20 protein-coding genes are annotated in these 23,886 nt (G+C 67.6%); 9 read left to right on the forward strand and 11 right to left on the reverse strand.

Features of this window, described 5'->3' with window-relative positions; translation table 11 throughout:
• The 3 genes from AOP72_RS06335 to AOP72_RS06345 all read right to left on the reverse strand — a co-directional run bounded on the left by AOP72_RS06335 (nt 1) and on the right by AOP72_RS06345 (nt 3,400).
• Entirely contained in the window at nt 1-1,002 is a 1,002-nt protein-coding gene (locus tag AOP72_RS06335; RefSeq protein WP_062133922.1) for a phosphotransferase family protein, read from the reverse strand.
• 128 nt (nt 1,003-1,130) lie between these two features.
• Entirely contained in the window at nt 1,131-2,810 is a 1,680-nt protein-coding gene (locus AOP72_RS06340; protein WP_062133924.1) for an ABC1 kinase family protein, read from the reverse strand.
• 38 nt (nt 2,811-2,848) lie between these two features.
• Nucleotides 2,849-3,400: a PadR family transcriptional regulator gene (locus AOP72_RS06345; RefSeq protein ID WP_062133927.1), complete on the reverse strand. Its 552-nt coding sequence runs from the start codon at nt 3,398-3,400 to the stop codon at nt 2,849-2,851.
• A gap of 149 nt (nt 3,401-3,549) precedes the next feature.
• Between AOP72_RS06345 and AOP72_RS06350 the strand changes: the two genes are divergently transcribed.
• The 4 genes from AOP72_RS06350 (at nt 3,550) to AOP72_RS06365 (ending at nt 9,301) form a co-directional block, all read left to right on the forward strand.
• The gene (locus tag AOP72_RS06350) at nt 3,550-4,326 is read left to right on the forward strand and encodes an enoyl-CoA hydratase/isomerase family protein (RefSeq protein ID WP_062133929.1); all 777 of its coding nucleotides are present in this window, start codon (nt 3,550-3,552) and stop codon (nt 4,324-4,326) included.
• Complete coding sequence (locus AOP72_RS06355) at nt 4,323-5,162, forward strand: SDR family oxidoreductase (RefSeq protein WP_062133931.1); 840 nt, start codon at nt 4,323-4,325, stop codon at nt 5,160-5,162. Before AOP72_RS06350 ends, AOP72_RS06355 begins: the two co-directional genes overlap by 4 nt.
• Nucleotides 5,163-5,324: 162 nt before the next feature.
• A complete protein-coding gene (locus tag AOP72_RS06360; protein ID WP_193746371.1) occupies nt 5,325-7,730 on the forward strand; it encodes a glycosyltransferase family 2 protein in 2,406 nt (801 codons plus the stop codon).
• A gap of 14 nt (nt 7,731-7,744) precedes the next feature.
• Complete coding sequence (locus AOP72_RS06365) at nt 7,745-9,301, forward strand: chitinase (RefSeq protein WP_062133935.1); 1,557 nt, start codon at nt 7,745-7,747, stop codon at nt 9,299-9,301.
• Nucleotides 9,302-9,399: 98 nt separating this feature from the next.
• On the opposite strand, the gene AOP72_RS06370 is transcribed toward AOP72_RS06365, so the two are convergent.
• The gene (locus AOP72_RS06370; protein ID WP_062136921.1) at nt 9,400-9,903 is read right to left on the reverse strand and encodes a hypothetical protein; all 504 of its coding nucleotides are present in this window, start codon (nt 9,901-9,903) and stop codon (nt 9,400-9,402) included.
• 165 nt (nt 9,904-10,068) lie between these two features.
• On the opposite strand from AOP72_RS06370, the gene AOP72_RS06375 reads away from it, so the two are divergent.
• From AOP72_RS06375 to AOP72_RS06385, 3 genes are all read left to right on the forward strand, one after another.
• Nucleotides 10,069-11,115 carry an iron-containing redox enzyme family protein gene (locus AOP72_RS06375; RefSeq protein WP_062133938.1) on the forward strand — a complete coding sequence of 349 codons (1,047 nt, stop codon included), beginning with the start codon at nt 10,069-10,071 and terminating at the stop codon, nt 11,113-11,115.
• Complete coding sequence (locus AOP72_RS06380; RefSeq protein WP_062133941.1) at nt 11,112-11,312, forward strand: CDGSH iron-sulfur domain-containing protein; 201 nt, start codon at nt 11,112-11,114, stop codon at nt 11,310-11,312. The genes AOP72_RS06375 and AOP72_RS06380 overlap by 4 nt, the downstream gene beginning before the upstream one ends.
• Before the next feature lie 63 nt (nt 11,313-11,375).
• On the forward strand, nt 11,376-12,344 hold the full coding sequence (locus AOP72_RS06385; RefSeq protein WP_062133944.1) for an MsnO8 family LLM class oxidoreductase: 969 nt from the start codon (nt 11,376-11,378) through the stop codon (nt 12,342-12,344).
• Nucleotides 12,345-12,370: 26 nt separating this feature from the next.
• On the opposite strand, the gene AOP72_RS06390 is transcribed toward AOP72_RS06385, so the two are convergent.
• Complete coding sequence (locus AOP72_RS06390) at nt 12,371-13,408, reverse strand: phosphatase domain-containing protein (protein WP_062133946.1); 1,038 nt, start codon at nt 13,406-13,408, stop codon at nt 12,371-12,373.
• An 86-nt stretch (nt 13,409-13,494) separates the two neighbouring features.
• Between AOP72_RS06390 and AOP72_RS06395 the strand changes: the two genes are divergently transcribed.
• Nucleotides 13,495-15,024, forward strand: a complete 1,530-nt coding sequence (locus AOP72_RS06395; protein WP_439645551.1) for an SDR family NAD(P)-dependent oxidoreductase — start codon at nt 13,495-13,497, stop codon at nt 15,022-15,024.
• 145 nt (nt 15,025-15,169) lie between these two features.
• Here the strand turns inward: AOP72_RS06395 and AOP72_RS06400 are convergent, their stop codons facing one another.
• The 5 genes from AOP72_RS06400 to AOP72_RS06420 all read right to left on the reverse strand — a co-directional run bounded on the left by AOP72_RS06400 (nt 15,170) and on the right by AOP72_RS06420 (nt 20,746).
• Nucleotides 15,170-16,159, reverse strand: a complete 990-nt coding sequence (locus AOP72_RS06400; protein WP_062133953.1) for a DUF389 domain-containing protein — start codon at nt 16,157-16,159, stop codon at nt 15,170-15,172.
• 424 nt (nt 16,160-16,583) lie between these two features.
• Nucleotides 16,584-16,751, reverse strand: coding sequence for a hypothetical protein (locus AOP72_RS13555; RefSeq protein WP_193746372.1), 168 nt, complete (start codon nt 16,749-16,751; stop codon nt 16,584-16,586).
• 577 nt (nt 16,752-17,328) lie between these two features.
• Nucleotides 17,329-18,255 (reverse strand): HAD family hydrolase, encoded by a 927-nt coding sequence (locus AOP72_RS06410; protein ID WP_238581624.1) that lies wholly within the window; start codon nt 18,253-18,255, stop codon nt 17,329-17,331.
• Nucleotides 18,256-18,276: 21 nt separating this feature from the next.
• Nucleotides 18,277-19,200, reverse strand: coding sequence for a formylglycine-generating enzyme family protein (locus AOP72_RS06415; protein ID WP_084631419.1), 924 nt, complete (start codon nt 19,198-19,200; stop codon nt 18,277-18,279).
• A 4-nt stretch (nt 19,201-19,204) separates the two neighbouring features.
• Nucleotides 19,205-20,746 (reverse strand): arylsulfatase, encoded by a 1,542-nt coding sequence (locus tag AOP72_RS06420; protein WP_062133959.1) that lies wholly within the window; start codon nt 20,744-20,746, stop codon nt 19,205-19,207.
• A gap of 317 nt (nt 20,747-21,063) precedes the next feature.
• On the opposite strand from AOP72_RS06420, the gene AOP72_RS06425 reads away from it, so the two are divergent.
• Nucleotides 21,064-22,656: an SDR family oxidoreductase gene (locus AOP72_RS06425; protein WP_062133962.1), complete on the forward strand. Its 1,593-nt coding sequence runs from the start codon at nt 21,064-21,066 to the stop codon at nt 22,654-22,656.
• A gap of 136 nt (nt 22,657-22,792) precedes the next feature.
• Here the strand turns inward: AOP72_RS06425 and AOP72_RS06430 are convergent, their stop codons facing one another.
• Nucleotides 22,793-23,833: a helix-turn-helix transcriptional regulator gene (locus AOP72_RS06430; protein ID WP_062133965.1), complete on the reverse strand. Its 1,041-nt coding sequence runs from the start codon at nt 23,831-23,833 to the stop codon at nt 22,793-22,795.
• Nucleotides 23,834-23,886 lie beyond the last annotated feature (53 nt).

Consider the following 23,886-nt stretch of genomic DNA (forward strand, 5'->3'; position numbering starts at 1 on the left):
TCAGGCGCTCAGCGTGGTGCCCTCTGCCTCGAGCCATGCGAGCGCAGCATTGACGAGTGACTGGGCTGTGCGAAGGTGATCGTCGACCCACGCGCCGTCGTAGCCGCGAATGCGGATCTCAGCGACCAGGATCAGCGAGTCGTAGAGCCTGTAGAGCGCGAACCGCGTGGGACCGGAGGCCGAGGCCAACTCTGCGGCCAGGACTCCACCCGCCGACGTGTTGCCCTCGATCAGGGACGCATCGATGTCCCATAGCCCCATCTGATCGGCACCCACGAGGTCCAAGAGGGGGTCGCCCCAGACCGTGCGCTCGGTGTCGATGATGCCTATGATCGCGCGCCCGTCGTCCAGGAACACGTTCGCTGGCCACAGGTCGTTGTGCACGAACACCGCGTCTGCGACGCCATCGAGTGCGGGGCCGTGGGCGTCGAGTGCGGCGCGAATGCGATCGGCGGGCACCACGGTTCCTGTGCGCGCCGCATCCGCGAGGATCCCCTCCACCATCGCGCCGAACGCGGTGCGCCAGTCCGGGGCCTGCATACCGGACTCCGTGGCGGGGTATCCGAAGGCTGGTGCCGGGACGCGGTGCAGGCGCGCCATGAGGGCCCCCAGCGAGTGCTTCACACGGGACGATGCGGGCTCGTCCAGGTCTGCCTCATTCCAGGGAGTCCCGGAGAGGTGGCGGGTCACCACGACATCACCAGGGACCACGCTGTGGGTGAAGTCGGTCAGCAGCACCTCGGGGACTGGCAGTCCACGGGTGGCGAGCTCGCGGTAGGTGCGAGCCTCGGTGCGGGCGATTCCCCGTTCATAGCTGCACAGCCGTGCGACGTCTGTTCCGGACACCTTGACGACCACCTTGGTGTCATCAGCCAAGGTGGCGAGGGTGGCGGCTGCGAACATGCCACCGGTGAGGGTGACGGCTTCGCGGACCTGCCCCAATGGCGCGAGCACCGTCGCAAGGTCGGTAGCACTGAGGTCGACCGTGTGCGCGGCAGTCATGGGTCCTCGGCAGACAGGGTGGGCGTGGAGAGGGGCGGGACCACGCAGTGAACGTCGCCGTGAAACCGCCGTTCCCTACCGTACCCCTGCACTCCACGTGGATTCACTGCCCCGAGCTACGGAGTCCGTCAGCGTCCGGAGCGTCCACCCAGCACCGCATGCACGAGAGGAATGGCCGATGCGATCATCAAGAACGTGCTCAGTCCGGGCTCCTCGGGTCGCACCAGGGCGCCTCCCGCCAGCAGGCCTGCGAACACGAGGGCCGAGACGCCCCGCCGCGCCGTGCGTTCAAGCCGCGTGACGGCGGTCTCGAGCGTGGGCGCACTGAGCGGCAGGGTGCCGTCCTCGGCGCGAGTGAGCACGGCATCGATCCGCTTGGGGAGTCGCCACAGGACCGCGAGAGACTCGAGCCCCTCCCGCGCGACGTCCCCGGCGACGTTTCCGCCCTCGGCACGCAGCAGCGTCTGAGCGTAGGGCTCGACGGAGTCCCACAGGTTGTAGGCGGGATGAAGCGCGCTGCAGACTCCAGAGGTCAGTGACACCGCGCGCATCACCAGGAGGAAGTCCTCGGGCAGCTGGAATGGCAGCGTCAGGATGACGTCGCTGAACTCGAGAGCGAAGTCTCGGAACTGCTTGGGGTCGAGCTCACGCAGTTCGGCGAAGCCCATCCCGCCGAACCTCTCGAAGACGTGGCTCATCACGCGCTCGAGCTCGACCGTGTCCGCGTTCGGCAGCAGTACGCCCGCCTCGCTCATGGCGGCCACCATGCCCTTGCCGTCACGGGCTGCGGCCGCGATGATGAGCGCGCGCAGGGAGCCCCGCAGGTGGGGCGGGACGTGGCCCATCATGCCGAAGTCCACGAAGGTGAGGCGCCAGGGAGGCCCGTCGCCCGCATCGGCGCTAGGGGCGATGAAGAGGTTGCCCGGGTGCGGATCCGCGTGGAAGAAGCTGTGCATGAACAGCTGGTCGAACATGACCTCGGCGAACACAGGAGCCACGTCGACCGGATCGATCCCCGCGGCGCGGAGCGCGTCGTGATCGGTGATCTTGATCGCTGTCACGTCCTCGAGCGTCAGTACGCGTCTGGACGTCCGCTCCCACACCACCTCGGGAACGCGGATGCGCGCGTCGTCCGCGAAGTTCTCCGCGAACTGCTCCGCGCTCTGTCCTTCGTGGAGGTAGTCGATCTCCTCGAGGCTGACCTCTCCGAACTCCTCGACCAGCGCCGGCATGTCCACGCGGGTGTTCACGAGGCGCACTCGGCTGAGCCAGCCGCCCACCTTGCGCAGCGCGGCAAGGTCGACGGCGACGATCGCGCCGATGCCGGGCCGCTGCACCTTGATCACGACGTCCTCGAATCCCGCGGCTGCAGCATCGCGCTCCATCAGCCGTGCGCGGTGGGCCTGGCCCAGCGAGGCTGAGGCGAGGGGCGAGTCCTCGACGTATGCGAATACTCGCTCGAGGGAGACGCCGAGCTCGTCCTCTGCGAGCGCACGAATGGCCGAGAACGGCACCGGAGGGACCTCGTCCTGCAGATCCTCGAGCTCTCTCGTGATCTCGGGCGGCAGCACGTCGAGCCGGGACGACATGAACTGGCCGAGCTTGATCATCAATCCGCCGAGCTCGACCGCGAGCACGCGGAACCTGCGGGCGAAGCGCTGCATTCGCCGTGTCCGGGTGCGCTCGGCGATGCGCGACAGGCCGATCGTGGGCAGGAAGATCTCGTACCACCACGTCACCCACAGGTTCCACGCGGCGAAGCGCAGAATGCGGCGATAACGCGCGCGGTCGAGTACGTCGTCGGGCATCAGCTCTCCTCGACCCCGACGGTCCGACGGCACCCCCGTCAGTCCTGCGCGAGGATCGAGTAGATCTTACGTCGCGCGTCGTGAAGAACCTCGATGGCCTGGTCCTGCTGAGGATGCGAACCCGTGCGCGCCACCTGCGAGACGGCCTGCGCCAGGTCGAACCCGGCCTTCGAGACCTTGCCGAACCGGCTGTCCTCCTGGTCGGCGTGCTCTTCCCACGGGGCCGATGCGGCGGCGGCAGCGGCCTCGTCCTTGCCTGCCTCGGTGAGGGAGTAGGTCTTGCGGTCCTGGGTGGTCTCCGCGCGCACCACTCCCTCATCGGCGAGGAGTTGCAGCGTGGGGTAGACGGAGCCGGCGCTGGGCTTCCAGCGCCCGCCGGTCCGCTCGGAGATCTCGCGGATGATCTGGTACCCGTGCATCGGCTGCTCGGTGAGCAGCGCAAGCACCGCGGCGCGCACGTCCCCGCGGCCCATCCGCGTCCCCACCTTCTTCTCGACCGAGGATCGCATCTGCTCCATGGCCTCCCACATGGCGTCGGCGGCCTGGCCGGGGTTGAAGTTCGAGCGACTGTGTCGGTGGGTGCTGGTCATGCGGAACTCCTCTGTCGTTGACGCGTGAGCGATACTGAACGATATGTCGCTATCCTCGCACGCGAGACGTCAGTTGACAACCACATGACCGCCCCGTGCCTGTGGCACGATGAACGAGACGACTCGACGACGAGTTCCTAGGAGCGACCGTGGCAGCCCTGATCACCCTCGACATCAGCGATGGCATCGCGCACCTCACCTTCGCACGGCCCGATCGCCTGAATGCCTTCGACTTCGAGATGGGCCGGCAGTACCGCGACGCGTGCGTGGCGGCGACCTCCTCCCCTGACGTCCGCGCCATCCTCATTACCGCGCAAGGCCCCGCGTTCTGCGCCGGCGGCGACGTGCTGGCGATGGCGGGTGCGAAGGTCTCGGGCTCTCAGGTGACGTCGGGCGCACACGTGATCCACGACGGGATCATGGCCCTGCTCGAGTCCGCCGTCCCCGTCGTCCTCGCCGCCCGCGGCGCGGTCGCAGGCGGCGGCATCGGGCTGATGCTCGCCGCCGACTACGTGGTCGCCGGGGAGGACCTGAGGATGGCCGGCAAGTACGCGGACATCGGGCTCACGCCAGACCTCGGGGTGAGCACCCTGCTGAGCCGGGCCGTGGGCGAGCGCCGGGCGCTGACCCTGCTCCTCACGTCACGCGAGCTCGATGCGCAGACGGCGCTGGAGTGGGGGGCGGCCGCAGAAGTCGCCGGCGATCCCGAGGCGCGCGCCCGGGAGGTCGCACTCACCTGGAGTGCGGGGGCAGCCGGCGCCCTGGGACAGGCCAAGCGACTGGTGCGAGCGTCCGCGCATCGGCCCGTGGGCGACAGCCTCGCGGACGAGGCCACGACCATCGGCGCGGCATTCGACGGCGATGAGGCGCGACAGCGCATCGCCGCGTTCGCCGCCGCCAGCGCGGCACGAGGAGGAGCGCGATGACTGATCGCACCCTGGCGGGCACCACGATCCTGATGTCCGGTGGGAGCCGCGGCATCGGCCTCGCCATCGCCCTCAGAGCAGCCGCCGATGGGGCCAGCATCGCCATGCTGGCCAAGACGGACTCACCGCACCCCACGCTCGAGGGAACGGTCCATTCCGCGGCCGACGCGATCCGCGCGGCAGGCGGCCAGGCGCTCGCCGTGGTGGGCGACGTCCGCCGAGACGAGGACATCGCGCGCGCCGTGGAGCAGACTGTCAGCACCTTCGGCGGCATCGACGTGGTGCTGAACAACGCGAGCGTGATCGACCTCTCCACGACGGCAGAGCTCTCCGCAAAGAAGTACGACCTCATGCAGGATGTGAACGTGCGCGGCACGCTGATGCTCTCGCGCGCGGCGCTGCCGCACCTGGTGCGGTCGACGAACCCGCACATCCTGTCCCTGTCCCCTCCGCTCAATCCCAGTCCTCGGTGGCTGGGCGCCCATACCGGGTACACGCTCTCCAAGTTCGGCATGACGATGGCGACGCTCGGCCTCGCCGCCGAGCTCGAACAGCAGGGAATCGCCGCCACCACCCTGTGGCCTCGCACCACGATCGCCACGGCCGCGGTCCGGAACGTCCTGGGAGGCGAGAGGCTGATGCGAGTGAGCCGCACCCCGGAGATCTACGCCGATGCCGCGTATGAGGTGATCACGGCTCCTGCCCACGAGGTCACCGGTCAGAGCCTCATCGTCGAGGATGTGCTGGAGTCCGTCGGAGTGACCGATTTCTCCCGTTATGCCGCCGTGCCAGGTACTCCGGACGAGAGGCTCTATCCCGACGTCTTCTTGGACTGAGCGAAACGGACACATTGGTCCGTCGGTGTGATCTGCATCACTCGAAACCGCCTACACTCGGTGAGGCTCTCGAGCGGAGAGCCGCGATGACGCTGATGGGGCATACCAATAATGCAGAGTGACGAACGATGGCCGGACCCGACGGGCTTCGACCGTCTCGACGTGAAGCGCGCGAGCACCGTCGACACGATGGACCACACCGACGACCACGCCAATCCACTGGACGTGCTGTCCATGGATCCCGAGGAGCACCGCGACTCGTCGCAGCCCGTGGCTCCGCCGCGCCGCAGGCGACGGCAGTGGGGCGCCGAGCGCCCTCGTCCTCCGCTGCCCGCGATGGAGAAGCCGGCGAGCACGGCCGCGACGTGGATGGGGGGCTTCGCGATCGTCGCCACGGTCGTCGCGTTCGTCGCATACTTCGCGTTGACCATCGTCTCGCAGGTGATCGACAACGGCATCACGGACAGCAGGTACCTGGGCCAGTCACTTGCGTACGTGATCGTGATGGGCTTCCTCATCTTCTCGACGTTCTCCTATCTCCTGGCTCGACAGGGCGCGCTGTACCGCTCCCGCGGCCACGTCCGGACGCCCCGGGCAGAGATCGACGCCTTCATGTCGACCAAGCGTCCGTCACTGACCGCTCTCGTGCCCTCCTACGCCGAGGACCCCGGGGTGGTGCGCGCGACGCTCCTCTCCGCGGCACTCCAGGAGTACCCGCAGCTGCGTGTGGTCCTGCTCCTCGATGACCCGCCGAACCCGACGGATCCGGCCGCTGCGGCAAGCCTGGACGCGTGCCGGGCCCTTCCGGGTGAACTGCAGGTCCTCCTGGATGGACCCTACGAGCGGTTCAGCCACTCCCTCCTGGCCCACGAGGAGGCCGCTGGGGAGAGCGGCGCCGGAACCCCCCAGGGCGTGCGCACGCTGGCGATCGACTACCGCTGGGCGGCGACGTGGCTCCGTGAGCAGCAGAAGGCCTACGTGCGAGCGTCCAACGCCGACGACTTCCTCGCCGACGAGGTGCTGGGCGGACTGGCCGGCGACTTCGAGCGCACGTCACAGGCGCTGTTCACGGCACTCGACCAGGGCGCAGCGATCCCCGCCGAACGGCTCAGCCAGCTGTGCCGCCGACTCGTCTGGACCTTCGACGTCAAGCTCTCCTCGTTCGAGCGCAAGGCCTACGAGAACCTGCCGCACGACGCGAACAAGGCGATGAACCTCAACGCGTACATGGGGCTGATGGGCCGCAAGGTCAAGCGTGTGGAGACGCGCCTGGGATCGATGCTCCGCTACACCGACGCGGAGGATGGCATCCTCATCCCCGACAGCGACTACCTGCTCACCCTCGATGCCGACAGCGTGCTGTTGCGCGAGTACTGCCTGCGCCTGGTCCACCACCTGGAGATGCCAGGAAACGAGCGCATCGGCGTGATTCAGACGCCCTACTCCGCGTTCCGCGGCGCACCCACCCGGCTCGAGCGAATCGCTGCCGCGACCACGGACATCCAGCACATCCTGCACCAGGGGCTGACGCACTTCGACGCCACCTTCTGGGTGGGGGCGAACGCCGTGATCCGCAAGGCGGCCCTGAACGACATCGTCGAGGTCTCGTTCGTCGGCGGCCAGGAGGTGCGTCGCTACGTTCAGGACCGCACCGTGATCGAGGACACCGAGTCGAGCATCGACCTCGTGGCGCACGGGTGGAGCCTGTATAACTACCCCGAGCGACTGAGCTACAGCGCGACGCCGCCCGACTTCGGGTCGCTCGCAGTTCAGCGAGCCAGGTGGGCCAACGGCGGACTGCTCATCGCGCCCAAGTTCCGGCGTCTGATCAAGAGCCGCCGCAAGGAGGGCAACCGCGTGCGCCGCGCGTCGATCATCCTGCGCACCAACTACATGGCGTCGATCTCCTGGGCGAGCATCGGCCTCGTGGTCCTCCTCACGTTCCCGTTCGATGACCGACTCCTCAGCCCCATCATCGTGGCGGCAGCGCTCCCGTACTTCCTCGCGATGTCGTACGACTTCCGCAGGCTCGGATACAAGCGCTCCGACATCTTCCGGGTGTACGCGTTCAACCTGATCCTGCTTCCCGTCAACCTCGCTGGGACGTTCAAGTCCTTGCAGCAGGCCGCCGCGAAGTCCAAGATCGCGTTCGCGAGGACGCCCAAGGTCGCCAACCGCACCGCCGCCCCTGCTCTCTACATCCTGGCCGCGTACGCCATCGCGATCTTCTCGTTCTACACCGTGGCCAACGACATCCGGACGGAGAACTGGAGCCACGCGGCCTTCGCGGCGTTCAACGGAGTGCTCACCACCTACGCGATCGGCGCCTTCATCGGCTTCCGCAACTCGATCGCGGACTTGGTGCTGGGCGCAGTGCACTGGATTCAGGTGCCGCGCCGTCCGAAGAAGGCCGCCGAGGCTCCCCGCACGGTCGAGAGCCAGTGGGAGTCGATCCTCTACTTCGGGCCTGACTACGACCCGTCCTCCGACGCGCCGCCGCCGGTCGCGATGACGTCCACTGCCCCTCGGCGTCACGGCGACACCCGCTCGCGTCAACGCACCTCGTGAATCAGGAATCCGCTATGACCAGCCTTTCGTCTGCCAAGAATCCACGCCGCACCCGTGTATCGTTGCTGAGGCTCGGCATCCTGCTGCTCACCGTCGGCCTCACCGGATGGTTCGGGTTCCACGCCATCTCCGCCGTGGCCCTGGGCCCTGCCAAGCCGGGACCGTCCACGTTCAGTGGGTACGTCGACGTGACGGCGACCCCGAGCTACGCCTTCGAGACTCCCGACGGCCCGGCCCAATCCGACGTCACTCTCGCGTTCGTCGTCTCCGACCCCCAAGACGCCTGCGCACCGAGCTGGGGCGCCTACTACTCTCTCGACTCGGCCGCAGCAGACCTCGAGCTCGAGCGTCGGGTGCGCCAGCTGCGGGAGGTCGGTGGCGACGTGCGCGTCTCGTTCGGCGGACAAGCCAACAGTGAACTCGCGCTCGGATGCACCGACCCCGACAGTCTCCTGGAGGCCTACCGGTCGGTCGTGGAGCGCTACAGCCTGACCACGATCGACCTCGACATCGAAGGCGGCGCTCTCGACGACACGGCGAGCATCGCCCGGCGCGCCGTGGCGATCGCCGCACTGCAGGACGAGCGCATGACGGACGACGGTCTGGCCGTCTGGCTCACGCTGCCGGTGGATCCCCACGGCATGACCGCAGCGGGCGAGCAGGTCGTCTCCCAGATGCTCGCTGCGGGCGTGGAGCTCGCGGGCGTGAACGGCATGACGATGAACCTCGGAGTGCCGACCACCGCGAGCAAGCCGCAGTCCGATGCCGTCATCGAGTCGGCGACGGCGCTCCAGCAACAGGTGTCCGACCTCCACCAGCAGGTGGGGATCTCGTTGAGCGAGACGCAGGCGTGGGGCAAGGTCGGCATCACCCCGATGATCGGCCAGAACGACATCCCCAACGAGCGCTTCACTCTCGCTGATGCGGCGGTGATCAATCAGTTCGCGCGGGACACCGGCGTGGGCCTGGTGTCGATGTGGTCGCTGAACCGCGACGCGACCTGCACCGCGCCACTGCCGTCCGTCCTGACCGTCGTCCAGACGTCGTGCAGCGGAGTCGACCAGAACGGTCAACTGTTCGCGGAAGCCTTGGCCGTCGACCTTCCGTCGAGCACCGTGCACGTGTCGTCGGATGCGTCCCCGGCGCCCGTCGCCTCTGCGCCCGCGGCGCCGACGACGCGCCGGGTCGTGGACGATCCGGCAAGCAGCCCCTACCCCATCTGGGACCCACTGGGCACGTATCCCGCCGGCACCAAGATCGTGTGGCGCCAGCAGGTGTACGAGGCGAAGTTCTGGACGAGCGGAGTCGCACCCGACTCGGCAGTCGCGAACGCCGCCGATTCTCCCTGGTCACTCCTCGGCCCCGTGCTGCCCGGAGACACCCCCGCTCCGCTGCCGACACTGCCAGAGGGCAGCTACCCGCAGTGGGACGAGGAGGAGGTCTACACGGCAGGTTCACGCGTGCAGCTCGGCCTCGTGCCTTACGAGGCGAAGTGGTGGACCCAGGGCGTTGAGCCCGGCGTGCCCGTCGAGGGCGGGACCCCGTGGGTGCTGGTGATGCCGGCGAGCTAGCCGGCCGGAACCGGAGACCCTGACGCGTCGCCAGCGTCTGACGAGCGCTCGATCTCGTTGGCATGCGGACGTCGTGACCGACAGACCACCCCGCACGACTAGCGCGGCGCGGCCTCCCGCCAGCGCCGATCGCTGGCCTCCGCGTCTGCGACGGAATGACTCTCCTGCCAGTTCTTGCCCCCGCGCGCGAAGGTGGCGAGCACGCCCTCCGGCACGACGTGCTCCGCCACCGGAGACGTGAGCCACTCGCACGGACGTACGTGGACGAGGTCGGCCCCGACTGCGGCCGCGCTCTCGTCGTAGGCCCATGGGCCGCCCAGGCGACCCCACCAGTACCAGCCGTCGATGTCGCGCGTCCACACGTGTGCGCCGGCGGGAGCGTCGGCGAACCGGCGGATGCGTCGCGCCAGACGGTCGTCGTGCTGGTCTCGCGCCTTGACGATCGCGTCATCGAGGGACCCCGGCGCCGGCTTCAGCACGCCGCCGAACCCGCACACGCGGGCGATCAGGGCCCGTTCGACTCCGGCGCCCTCGGGGACGTCGGCCCGGCGCGAACGCATCGGAGCGCGGTACACGGGCGGCACGGTCACGGCTGGGGGCATGTGAGGTGCAACCATCCGCCATCGTGGCGTCTTCCCGGTGGCTCCCGCGGCCTGACCCGGGCGAGGCCAGCGCGACCCCCACGAAATATCACGACGACACGGGGCGTTTCAGTCCCATCCTGAACGAGCGCGGTCCGCGCCAGTTCCTCAGAATCGGAGACCACCATGGCAGTCACCGTTGCCGCCCCCAGCGCGGTCCGCCTTCCCTTCACCGAGCGAGGTCCCGTCAGCGACGCCGTGATGCGTCACCTGAGCGGGTCGACGGAGCACGTGGATCACACGGAATTGGCTCAACGCGCCGTCGCGCGCACGCCTGACGCCTGTCGTGACGAGGATCTCGCGCTCGCCTTGTTCACGCTCTATGCCTCGTCCTACGGCTCGATCGACCCTCTCGCACCCGACCTGGAATGGGATCCCCACCTGATCGCCACGCGACAGGTGCTGGAGCACAGCCTCGAGGAAGCTCTCCGGGCCGCGGTTCCCGCGCCTGCGCTCCCCACCGCTGAGAAGGGTGCAGTGGCACGGGCGCTGTTCTCACTGACCAAGCCTTCACCCGGTCCGAGCCTTTCTCGCCACGTCGCCACGAGGGCGACCGCGATACAGGCGAAGGAGTTGCTCGTGCAGCGCTCGGTCTACACGTTGCGCGAAGCCGACCCTCACTCGTGGGCCATCCCCCGCCTCCACGGGCGCGCCAAAGCAGCACTCGTGGAGATCCAGGCCGACGAGTACGGAGGCGGCAGGGTCGAGCACATGCACTCCGCGATGTTCGCCACGGCCATGCGCGGGATGGGCCTCGACGACGCGTATGGCGCGTACGTGGACGCCGTCCCGGCGCTCACGCTGACCTCTCACAACATGATGTCGATGTTCGGGATCAACCGACGCCTGATCGGCGCGATCGTCGGTCATCTCGCGGCGTTCGAGATGACGTCCTCGATTCCGAGCCGCATGTACGCGGACGGGCTGCGCAGGCTCGGCTTCGGCACGGACGTCACGGACTACTTCGACGTCCATGTCGAAGCGGACGCGGTTCACGAGCAGATCGCCGGCCGCGATCTCGCCGGCGCACTTGCCGAGGATAGCCCGGAGGCGTTGAGCGACATCATGTTCGGCGCCGCCGCGTGCATGGCGGTCGACGCCTGGGTCGACGAGCACATCCTGGATGCGTGGTCACGAGGCGAATCGTCGCTGAGGACCGGAGCGCTCCTGTGAGAGATGAGCGCCCTTCCATCACGACCTATCCGGATGGCCCCCTGCTTCTGCGGGGTGACGTGGAGTTGCTGACTGCCGACGGCGACCCGATCGCACGCCACCGCCCCACCGTCGCACTGTGCCGGTGCGGACTCTCGGCGATCAAGCCGTTCTGCGATGGCACGCACAAGCTGTCGAACTTCCGCACCGACGAGTGACAGTCCTCGGTCGACCCATCCGTCCCCGACGGCCGCGGTGCCGGGAGGAGGTGCCCCTTCCCCATGCGAATCTCTCTTCTTGACAGATCGCGTACGCGCGTCGGCGAGAGCGATGCCGACGCCGTAGCGACGACGGTGGAGCGCGCCGTCCGGGCAGACGCACTTGGTCTTCATCGCTTCTGGACCGCCGAGCACCACGCGGTTCCCGGCATCGCCAGCGCGGCGCCTACCGTGCTCGCCTCCATGATCGCTGCCGGCACCCGGCGCATCCGCGTGGGCACGGGCGGTGTCATGGTTCCCCAGCATCGTCCACTGGTGATCGCCGAGCAGGCACTGCTCCTCGAGGCCCTGCACCCGGGCCGGATCGACCTTGGGCTCGGGGGTTCCCTCGGCTTCACACCCCCGATCCGGCGCGCCCTGGGGCGCATGGGGATCACCGAGGGCGAGTACGGCGCTGAGCTCGAGCAGGTGCGCGACTTCCTCGCGGGGCGTGGCGAGATCACGGCGCGGCCGCGTGTCGATCCCCCACCCATGTACCTGCTCGCGGTCAAGGGCGGACTTGCCACGGCAGCACAGATGGGACTGCCGGCAGTGGTCGGGGGCCCGATCGTGCACGATACGGACGCGATTCAGGCGTACTTTCGTTCCTTCCGCCCGAGCGAGCAGCTGTCCACTCCCTACCTGATGGTCAACCTCGACGTCTCGGTGTCCGACGACCCAGGCCACGCGCGAGACCTCTTGCTGCCCGAAGCCTGGGCCTATGCCGACTCACGAGACGTCGGGGAGTTCGGCCCCTTGCGACCCGTCGAGGAAGTGAGACGCCTGATTGAGGTGGAACCCAGCCGGAAGAAGGTGTCGACCGTGCGCTCATGGGCATCCGCAGGCGTGGCGGGCAGTCCTGACCAGGTGGAGGCGGCGCTCGTCGAGGTGCTGGCGCGCACGGGTGCCTCAGAGATCCTCGCGAACGTCAGCACCTACGACCGGGAGCACACGGCGCGGACCGATGAGTTCCTCGCGTCGCTGCACGCCTAGCAGCCGCATCCCGAACGCCAGCGGGCTCAGTCGCTGGTCGCGCCACCGTCCGGCAGCACCGTCAGGAGCCGTGGCAGGAGCTCGTCGCCGTCGTCGCCCCGGATGACGGGCACACCGTGGACGGACTCCTGGTCCTCGCCCACGCGCTTGAGGCCCGCACGCCGGAGCACGATCGCCGCCACGCGACCGGGGTGCTCCTTCGCTGCTGCCATGTAGATCTCGGGATCATTCTCACCGTCGTCTCCTATGAGCACCCACGTGACGTGAGGCAGGTCCGTCATCAGTCGCGTGATCGACGACTCCTTGTGGAGCCTTCCGTCCCGGAACCACGTCGTGGGCGTCACGCCCCAGTCGGTCATCAGCAGGGCGCCGGCCGGAAACTTCTGCAACTCGAGAAAGTGCGTCACCGCGCCCACGAAGTTCCACGGGCCGTTGCTCAGATACATCAGAGCGGGATCAGGCTCAACGCCCAGCGCCGTCCGCACCAGTGCGGGCATGCCGGGGACGGACTGTCGCGAGCCGCTGGTGCCGCGGAGGGTGCGCCATGCGGCGCGGAAGGGGTGGGCCAGGCCCGTCACCCATGCGGTGTCGTCGATGTCGCAGATCACGCCTCGCACCGGACCCGAACTGATGGAGTGGACGCTCGCGGGCACCGGGTCGCGGTCGGGAAGCACGAGGTGCGCATGCGTGGTGCCTGGCGCGAGCGGGGCGTCCATGGCGATCAGCTGGTCCACGAGTCCCGATTCGTCGCTCGTCGCCACGACCGTGGTGTCGCCCAGGGTGATCTCGACTTCGGTGTGTGGGCATTCCAGCGAGAGCAGATGCCTCCATCCCCGCATTCCCTGACGAGCATTCAGATCAAAGGACGGAGGCGCAAGCACGACTCGCGCGAGCACGCGGGCCGTACCGAGGCTCGAGTAGCCCGAGTACGGGAGCACCGCAGGATTCCACCCATGTCGCCGCGCTCGGCGAGCGAACCAATCCCGGACGCCGGTCTCGGTGCGATACGCCACGGAGATGGCTCTCGCGTTGAGGCGGGCCGTGAAGGTGTGGTCGGAGGACATTGGTCCACGCTATGCGCGAGTGACGACTGCTGCCGAATCCGGGCGGCCACTCGCGGGGCAGTCTGGTGACGGCGCCGGTCGGTAGAATTCCGCACGTGCCTCCACCCGCTTCTCGTGCCTCCGCACCGTCACGGCTCGATCCCAGCGATCTCGCGACGACGCTGCGGGTGCTCGGGATGCTCGACCAGCTCGATGAGGCAGATCCGGACTTCACCACGGTGCGCAACGCCGCTGCCGGCATGATCAAGTCGGTGAAGCAAGCCCGCCGGCGAGAGCGGCGCGCGGCGATCTACTCCGCCGATTCAGCCGTGGTCGCCGCGACGGCGACGGGGGCCCCCGACAGGATCGACGACGAGACCCGGGGCCTCACGCTCTCCGCGCGCGCCGAGGCACCGGTGGCAGGGACCTTCGCCAAGCCCCGCCCGTGCTACATCTGCAAGCAGAAGTACTCGACGGTGGACGCGTTCTATCACCAGCTGTGCCCGACGTGTGCGGAGACGAGTCACGCGAAACGGCACGCCCGCACCGACCTGCGGGGTCGGCGGGCGCTGCTGACCGGCGGTCGGGCCAAGATCGGCATGCACATCGCGCTGCGGCTGCTGCGCGACGGCGCCGACCTCACGATCACCACCCGGTTTCCTCGGGACGCGGTCCGCCGCTTCGCCGCCATGGAGGACGCAGACGAGTGGCTGCACCGGCTCACCGTGGTGGGCATCGACCTCCGCGACCCGTCGCAGGTGGTGGCGCTGGCGGAGTCGATCGCGGCGGCTGGGCCTCTCGACATCCTCATCAACAACGCTGCGCAGACGGTGCGCCGCTCCCCCGGTGCGTACGCACCACTCGTGGATGCCGAGGCGGTGCCGCTGGCCGATGGACTCTGGCAGGAGGGGCACGGCCCGAGGCTGCTGACGTTCGGCCGGACCAAGGATGAGCACCCACCCGGCATCGAGTCCGCCGTCGCTGCGCATCCGCTGCTCGCCTCGATCGAGCTCGCCGACGGGCCGGCCGCATCTGCCCAACGCCTCACCGATGCCGCGCTGGCACCCGGCTCATCGTCGCTGGCCAGGCTCGCGGACGGCAGTGCGATCGACGCGGGAGGACTGGTTCCCGACCTTCACGATTCGAACTCGTGGGTCCACGGCGTGGGCGACGTCGACCCTCGGGAACTGATCGAGGTGCAGCTGTGCAACTCGACCGCCCCGTTCATCCTCATCAACCAGCTGCGGCCGCAGTTGGCCGCGGCGGCACGGCGTGAGCCCGCCCGCCGCAGCTACGTGGTCAACGTCTCGGCCATGGAGGGCGTGTTCGAGCGCGGCTACAAGGGTCCAGGACACCCCCACACCAACATGGCGAAGGCTGCGCTCAACATGCTCACGCGCACCAGCGCCCGGGAGATGTTCGAGTCGGACCGGATCCTCATGACCAGTGTGGACACGGGGTGGATCACGGACGAACGTCCCCATCCCACCAAGGTCCGGCTCGCCGAGGAGGGCTTCCACGCGCCGCTCGACCTGGTCGACGGCGCCGCGCGCGTCTATGACCCGGTCGTCCGAGGCGAACGGGGCGAGGACCTGCTGGGGGTGTTCCTGAAGGACTACGAACCGTCGCGGTGGTAGCGGGAGACGCGCAGTGGCTGCCGATCACGTTCCGGGGGTCGACAGCTGGACATTCCGCAATGAGAACACTCGTACGAGAGTCGTCGCCGGTCTCAGCCTGACGACGGTGCACCGCGAGTTCCGCGTGCGGTGACACCGTGGCCTGCTACTCGAGCGCACCCAGGTCAACGATCGTCGAGGGCACGAACTCGACCTCGACGCCTCCGACATCGATCCCGGCCTGCGTCAGGTCGTGTGCGAGTTCCTCACTCGAGGGCGCCGGATACTGTCCGGTCACACGAACCCTCAGCGAGTCAACCTCGGCGTCGACGCCGAGCAGCTCCCACTCGGTTCCCGACAGCCAGTCATCGGCGACCTGCTGAACCTTGTCGATGCGCAGCGCAGCGGTAGTGCTGGCGACCGTCGCCACACTCAACGGGATGCCGATGGCGATGACCATGGCAATGATCGAGAGCAGCGCACGGCGGGGCCTCCTCGCGCTCACCGCATCCGCGTCGGGGCCATGGACGCCATAGACGCCCATCACCACGATCCCTGTCAGAAGGATTGCTGCGACGTTCGCGAGAAAGAGCAATGCGGCGCCACCGGCCTCCGCGTATGCCCCGGACTCGAGGCTCACGCCGATCACGCTGAGCGGTGGGACGAGGGAGATCGCTATCGCCACGCCGGGAAGCGTGTCGGAGATGTCCTGACGCACCAGTGCGATCGAGCCCACGACGCCGGTGCCGAGCGCGGCCAGCATGTCGATGAGTTTCGGATTGACTCGGGCAGACACCTGGGTGTTGGTCGCGGCCACGATCTCGTTGACCGAGAGCAGGCCTATCAGGTAGGCGATCGCCACCGCGGCGAGCGCGCCGGTCACGACGAGGGTGACGGACCTGCCGAGGGCCACTCTGTCACCGAGCACGGTGGCGACCACGATGCCCTGAATCGGGATCATCATCGGCGCCACGATCATCGCGCCGATCACCGTTGCGGTCGAGTCGGCGACGACTCCGGCGGCCGCGATGACACCTGAGAGCACGAGGAGGATCCAGAACCGACTGAGCTTCTGGGCAGCGTTCGGGCCCTCGAAGAACACCGCCGAGCGCACGTGCTCGACCGTGTTTCGCTCACCACCCAATCGAGGGCCCATGCGATCCTCCCTTGCGGTCGATCGTGTCGTGGTCGAGCCGCGAGTCCTCGTCCGTCGCCTCACCGTGAGGGTCGACGGTGCCGCGCCCAGCGCACAAGCGACGGATCCGAGCCCACCTCGTCACCGTTCGATCAGTACGGTCATCATCGACCACTGGACACAGGCTGTCGAGACCCACCTTGAGGACCTCGTCGGAACCGAACCTCACCGCGACACGGTACGCGCCGCCATTCGGGGTGGGGCTGTGTCGCGGACAAGCGCAGCCACGGCGTGTCGGACGTCGGTTCCAGCCTTCACCGTAGAACCGCGGTTGCGGACGTCGGGAGCGGTGTTCGGCACTCGCGCCACCGTCGCAGGCCTCTCCCAGCTCCTCACCGTCGGCAGGGCGGAGGACGGGGGCGAAGGAAGGCCGGCCTGGGTGCCGTCACTCAGATTGCTGGCTGTCCTCGTCGTCGGTCTTCGCCCGCAGGGCGTCGGCCATCTCCTCTTCGGGACGCGGTGCGATGGACTGGTCGGTCTCGAGCTCGGGGATGGGCGACTCATCTGGGCTGGGAATCCGCTCCTGAGACGGGTGATCGTGCTGGGGAGACATCGCGAGTCCTTTGGTCGGCAACAACGACAGCCTAAGTGCTTCGCTGTTCTGCGGCTCAGTTCCGGCGGGTATGGGGCCTCGGGACCCGTTCCACGGCGACGACGTGCCTCCCGCCACCGGCGATGTCCCCGCAGGCGCATCGCGCGGCACACGATGCGCACTCCACACACGGCCAAGGTCCTCCCCGGCATCCCGCGAAGAGCGCCCTCTACCCGCTGGCTCACAGTCGGTCCCACGGCACGTGCACCTGCCACCCCGCGCAGTAGCCGGTCTCATGCCGCTACTCCACGGAGGTGTCGGAGTCCTGTGGGTTCCCTCATGTCGTCAGGGAGTCGGTCGGTTCGCGCCCTGCCACTGGATTCGGGTGCCGACGGTCCGTTCCGGGTGATGTCGATCACTGTCAGAGAGGCATCCCCGCTGAATTCCCACCTCACCCGGCACCGCCCGGACCGCCCGTGGCCGCCCAGGATCGCACTGTGGGCAGCGGGCTCACGGCCGACCCCTCTGCTCTGCCCCACCCATGTCCCCTACCTACGACCTCTGCGAGCACCCGTGCGTGCGTCCACCGTGATCTCGGTCACGTCGGGGCAAAGACGCGCCGCCAGTCGTTCTTGACGCTGATCACAGTGAACCCTCGGCGCGACGCTTCCGCGAGGATTGTCTCCGCGCCTCTGTCGTAGGGCTCGTCGCCTCGGCCGGTGTCATCGTCGTGATGGACGACGAGGCTGAGCGATCGCGGGTGCTTCTTCACGAACGACAGCATCGGAATGTCGCCGTTTGCGTTTCCCACCGCGAGGACGGGCCGACGGCCAATGCGCGTCCAGATGCGCAGGGGCTTCTCCGGTCCGTCATCGAAGAAGTCGAAGTCCGGGCCGTAGCGGACATCATTGCTGTTCGCGTCGTATCGGAGTCCCACGGCGGAGCCGATCACGCGTTCCGGAGGGATGCCGTAGTAGTCCATCGTCATGGGCCGCATGAAGTCCCGGTCGCCCCCGGAGACGATGTAGCAAGCGAAGCCGTGAGCTTCCAGGTAGCGGAGCAATTCGACCATCGGGATATAGGTGGTGGCGGAGTACCCACGCCCGAGGGTGAGGTGGGTGGCCTCCCGATAGAAGGCGGCAACGGCCGCCTGATAGTCCTGGACGCTCAGGCCCGCTGTCGTCCGCACGAGCGCGGCGATGAGCGCCCGCAGGTCGGAGTCGTCGCCCTCGTAGTGCTGATCGACCGCAGCGCCCAACCACGCGTAGTCGCCCGTGACAGCGGCTCTATACGGTTGCTGCTCCGCGAGCGCGGGATCTGCGTGAGCCGCCGCTGCCCACTGCTCCACGATGAAGTGCAACTGGGTCGGCATCGGCTTCTCTGTCCAGAGCGTGCCATCGTTGTCGAACACGGCGACGCGCTCTTCCTCGGGTATGGCTGCGGGCCCTGTAGCGACCGCAGCGACGAAGTCCATGATCGCGGAACGCACAGGTCCGTCACGCCAGGACGCCAGCGCTGCACTCACGTGAGGTCTCCTACTCGATGTCTAGCCGCGAGCGAGCCGAAACCCCACGTGACTCATCCCCGTGTCGACCTGTTGTGGCCGACGAGCGGCCGGACGGTAGCGAAGGCAATAGCTGTCCGCACACAGCCACGATCCGCCTTTGACGACTCTGCGTGGCACGGCGAATGGCTGACCGGGATCGATACTTCCCTCTTCGCTCGCGCCTCGAGGGTCGTCCGGAATGCAGCAACCCGCGCCGTCGTCATGCCCGCCGTACCAGTCCGATGTCCATTCCCAGACATTGCCGGCCGTGTCGTAGAGTCCGTACCCGTTGTGGGGGTACGTCCCGACCGGTGCCGTCGAGCCGTATCCACGCTCAGCTCGCCACGGAAAGTCGCCGTGCCAATAGTTCGCCTTGCGGTCGGTTCGCCCTTCTGGCTCGTCGCCCCACGTGAACGTCGCTGCGTCCAGGCCGCCCCTCGCGGCAAACTCCCACTCGGCCTCGGTGGGGAGGCGTGCCCCCTCCCATTCGGCGTAGGCGAGGGCGTCCTCGTACGCCACGTGCACGACGGGATGGCGAGGCATGTCCACGATCGACGAGCCGGGGCCGAACGGTCGACGCCAATTGGCGCCGGGAGTCCACGCCCACCATTGGCTCAGATGACGAAGGTCGACAGGACCGGGGGCTCCGGTGAACACCATGGAGCCCGCCACCAGATTCTCTGGAGGCGCGCCGGGATAGGCGTCCGGATCGAGTGGGCGCTCGGCCACCGTCTTGTACTTGGTGGCAATCGCGAACCGCGCGAAATCCTCGTTGGTCACCGTCGTGCGGGCAATGTCGAAGGCACCTACCCGCACGCGGTGCGCCGGCGCCTCTTCGGGATAGTGATGATCTGAACCCATCACGTACTCGCCGCCATCGAGGTGCACGAAGTCCTGCGCTGGTGACGTCGCGGCCGAACGCATGGCGTCAGTCGCCCCCCGCGAGGAACCCCTGCAACTTCTCGACGACCTGGTCAATGCTGAACGTCGCCGCCTTCTGCCGTGGTGGAAACTCCCTGAACGTCTCGAGGAATTGCGCCACCATCGAACTTGCGGCCAAGACCAAGAAGTCGTTCTCGAAGAACCAATCGAAGTAGGTATTCGAGGTGAGGTCGGCTCGCTCGTACGGGTCCGTGCGCAGGTTGTAGAGCTTGGGCACGCGCAGGACGACGAACGGGTCAAACCACACCTGCAAGGTGCCTTGAGTGCGCTGCTCCATGAACACGACTTTCCAATTGTCGAACCGTAGAGCGAGAACGTCGCCGTCATCGGAGAAGTACACGAGACCCTTTCGCGGACTCCTGTCGGCGCTCCCCGTGAGGTACGGCAGCAGGTCATAGCCGTCGATATGAACCTTGTAGGTGCGTGCGCCGATCCTCTTGCCCGACTTCAACTCTTCGACGGTCGTCGTGTCCCCCGCCGCAGCCAGCAAGGTAGGCAGCCAATCGTGATGCTGGATGATTTCGTTGGAGACCACTCCCGCAGGAATATGGCCGGGCCAGCGAATCATCTCGGGGACGCGGAACGCCCCCTCCCAGTTAGTATTCTTCTCGCTGCGGAACGGCGTCATGCCAGCATCCGGCCACGTGTTCATGTGCGGACCGTTGTCGGTCGAGTAGATCACAATCGTGTCGTCCGCGATCCCGAGTTCGTCGAGTTGGTCGAGCAGTGCGCCGACGAGCACGTCGTGGTCGATCATCGTGTCGTGGTACTCGGATTGCCAGCGCCCCGCCTGACCGACGCTCTCGGGCTTGGTGTGCGTGCGAAAGTGCATGTGCGTCGTGTTCATCCAGACGAAGAAGGGCGTGGACTCGGCGGCCTGACGCGCAATGAAGTCCTTGGCCGCTGCGGCGAACTCCTCGTCGATGGTCTCCATCCGCTTCTTGGTGAGCGGCCCCGTGTCCTCGATGCGCTGCTTGCCGACGGGGCCGTAGCGACCATCGTCGGAGTCGTCATACGCATCGCTTGCCCAGGAGTGAATCACGCCGCGCGGCCGCGCCCGCTGGTTGAACTCCGGAAAGTCCTCAGGCGTCGGCCAGTTCGGTGACTCGGGCTCCTCCTCGGCATTGAGGTGATAGAGATTGCCGTAGAACTCGTCGAACCCGTGGTTGGTGGGAAGGTACTTGTTGAGATCACCGAGGTGATTCTTGCCGAACTGGCCCGTCGCGTAGCCCAAGGGCTTGAGAAGCGTGGCGATCGTGGGATCCTCCTCCTGGAGTCCCACGTCGACACCGGGCATCCCTACTTTGCTCAGTCCCGTGCGAAAGACGCTCTGCCCGGTGATGAACGACGATCGTCCTGCGGTGCAGCTCTGTTCTCCGTACGAGTCGGTGAATCGCATTCCCTCGGCCGCGATGCGGTCGATGTTCGGAGTCCGATAGCCCATCAGTCCGTCTGAGTACGCGCTGAGGTTCGAGATACCGATGTCGTCCCCCCAGATCACCAATATGTTCGGCTTGCCGTCTGGCATGACACACTCCCCCGAAGTCCGATATGTCCGACTCTCGCACTGTAAGCCTCCGGTCTGGTTCTGTCATTCGCTCGTCAAGGGCGGTGCGCCGTCGCTGTCGTCGGGCTCTGACCGCAGCGCGTCCGCGGTCTCCTCCGCTCGACGATGGGCGGCAGTCCGGTCGCGCCCGAACTCGGGCACGTCCTGCTCCGATGGGCGTGGGCTGGACACCTCCTTCGGCGGCGCAGCGGCCATTCGCGATCGGGAATGGGTGGAGAGCACCCACGGTTCCTTTCACTACACGCGCATCCCACGACGCGCGAGACTGGAGATCGAGGATGTCCCACGAGTCGGACCCGCTGCTCGATCATCCGCCGCTCAGCACTCCGTTTGGTTCGGAACCGGAAGTCCGGGCCGCCCCCAAGGCCGATGGTCAGACGCCGCGTGTCTTGGTGCTCGGAGCGACCGGCTACATCGGCGGACGGCTCGTTCCGCGCCTCCTCCAAGGGGGATACCGCGTCCGCACCCTGACGAGGTCTGCTGGCCGCATCGGCGCGATGCCCTGGGCGGAAGACGTCGAGGTCGTCGAGGGCGACGCCGCCGACCCCGAGGCCATGGACCGCGCGATGGACGACGTCGACATCGTGTACTTCTTGGTGCACTCGATGTCCAGCGGCAAGGACTACGGGCGCCTCGACCGCGCGATCGCGATCAACGTCGCCTTGCACGGCGCCACTCACGGAGTAGCGCGGTTCATCTATCTGAGCGGCCTGCACCCCGACGGCGTCGAGCTCTCGCCCCACCTCGCCTCCCGCAAGGAGGTGGGCGACATCCTGCTCGCATCGGCGGTCCCGACGGTGGTGCTCGAGGCGGGGGTGGTCATCGGCGCGGGCTCCGCATCCTTCGAGATGATTCGCCACCTCACGGAGGTCCTCCCCTACATGCCCGCGCCCCGCTGGGTGCGCAACTCCATCCAACCCATCGCCGTCAGGGACGTGCTCTACTACCTCCTCGGAGCCGCGCGCGTCGAGGAGCGCACCAACGGAACCTACGACATCGGTGGCCCGGACGTGATGCTGTACTCCGAGATGATGAACGGTTACGCGGCCGAGGCGGGGCTTCCGGAGCGGCACATCACGGCTCTGCCCGTGCTCACCCCGCGCCTCGCGTCGCACTGGGTCGGGCTGGTCACCCCAGTGCCGCGCCAGATCGCACGGCCGCTGGTGGAGTCACTGCTGCACTCGTGCGTCGTCGAGGACGATGCGATCAATGACCTGATCCCGCCGCCCCCAGAGGGACTCACCGGATACCGCGAGGCCGTGCGCTGGGCGCTGGGCCGCATGGAACTCGACCAGGTGGAGACCAGCTGGGTGGACGCTCGCGTGACGGGCGCGCCCAGCGACCCCATGCCCAGTGACCCCGACTGGACCGGCCGCACCGTCTTCGAGGACTCCCGGAGCAAGGAGACCGCAGCGGACGCGGCGGCGGTCTGGAGGGTCATCTCCCAAGTGGGAGGTGCCACCGGCTGGTACTCCGCCTCGGTGTTGTGGGCCACGCGAGGGCTGATCGACCGTCTGTCTGGCGGCGTCGGCCAGCGCCGCGGGCGCCGCAGCTTCTCGAACATCAAAGTGGGCGATGCGATCGACGTGTGGCGCGTCGAGCGCGTGGACCCCGGCCGGTTGCTGCGCCTGCGCGCGGAGATGCGCGTCCCCGGCGCCGCGTGGCTCGAGCTCGGCGTGGATCCCACGGACGAGGGCTCGAAGTACTGGCAGCGCGCCGTGTTCTTCCCCCGCGGGCTGACGGGACGCCTGTACTGGCTGTCGATGCTGCCGTTCCACGGGCTGATCTTCAGTGGGATGGTGAACCGAATCGTCGCGATCGCAGAAGACGAGGCCGAGGCCGAGTCAGCAACTGCGGAACAGCCCCGCTGATCGGCGCCTCCGAGCACGAGGATCAGACCAAGGGCCGCCCTCACCGGCGCATAGGTGGGGAGCGTTCCTGCCGTAGGCGGGCGCCTTCCGTTCACGTCGCCGAGGAGAAGCACGTGGCCTCGCTCGCCTGCGACGACTACTGTGCCGGTGGACCCGGCTCCGTGAGCTCGCGCAGACGCAGCACCGCAGCGGCTCGGCTCGGGACCTGAAGTACGCGGAAGATCACTTCGAGGTGTTTCTTGACGGTCGACTCTGACATCCCGAGCTCACGCGCGAGCTCGTTGTTCGAGCCTCCTGCGCGTGCGAGAGCGATCACCACGTCGGCTTGGCGGCGGGTCAGTCCCGCAGCCAGAAGCGCGGCGGCATCCGCCGCCACATCTTGCTGCCTGCGCAGCACGAGCACCGTAGGCCCCCAGCGCACTGCATGCACGATGCAATGCCATCGTTGGCCCCCGATCATCACCTCGTGGCGAGACTCAACGCCAGGCACGAGCTCTGTGCCGACGATGAGCGACGCGAGACTGTCGGGAACTCTTGCTCCCGCATCCAGCACCTTCGATGAAGACGCCTCGACCACACCGTCGGAACGCACCGAGACGACGGCCCAGGCGTGGCGTTCCATGTCCGCGTTCACGAGGTGTGCGCGCTCAGCGTCGAGTGCTGACCGGTGGTGCATGGCGAGATGTCCGCTCACGGCGTTCATCACGGCCACGTCGCGATCGCTGAACTCGCCTAGGCGCTCACTGCGATTGAGGGCGTATCCCACGACGACGTCCGGTGGTGACGGGAGCTGGACCGCAAGTTGAAAACGTACACCGAATGGGCCGTAGAAGCGCCGGTAGAGATCGGTGGAGGTGATATCTGCTCCGCCGTCCACATCACAGAACCGGATGGCGCCAAGCCCCGGTGTCGACGTGCTTGCGGCGATCAGCGGATGCTGGTGAAAGTACTTGTCATATTGAGGCTTGAGCCGGGTTGCCTTCTCGGTCTCGCTGTCCGGCGCGATCACGTATCGGAAGTCCTGTGTGGCCATCACCATGTCATTGAAGGAAGCGCTGTCGCACTCGATCAGCTCACGCACCGCCGTGAGAACCTCTGCGAACCCCAGCGGCGGATGCGCGGTGAGCCGTCCGGCCACTCGCAGGACAGCTTGCGCATCAGAATCGGCCAGCCCCATGGTGCGACACGCTACCGGGTCGCCATGGTGAGGGCTGTGGCAGCGACCTGAAC

It is taken from the genome of Demequina aestuarii (genome assembly GCF_000975095.1).
Classification (GTDB): Bacteria; Actinomycetota; Actinomycetes; order Actinomycetales; family Demequinaceae; genus Demequina; species Demequina aestuarii.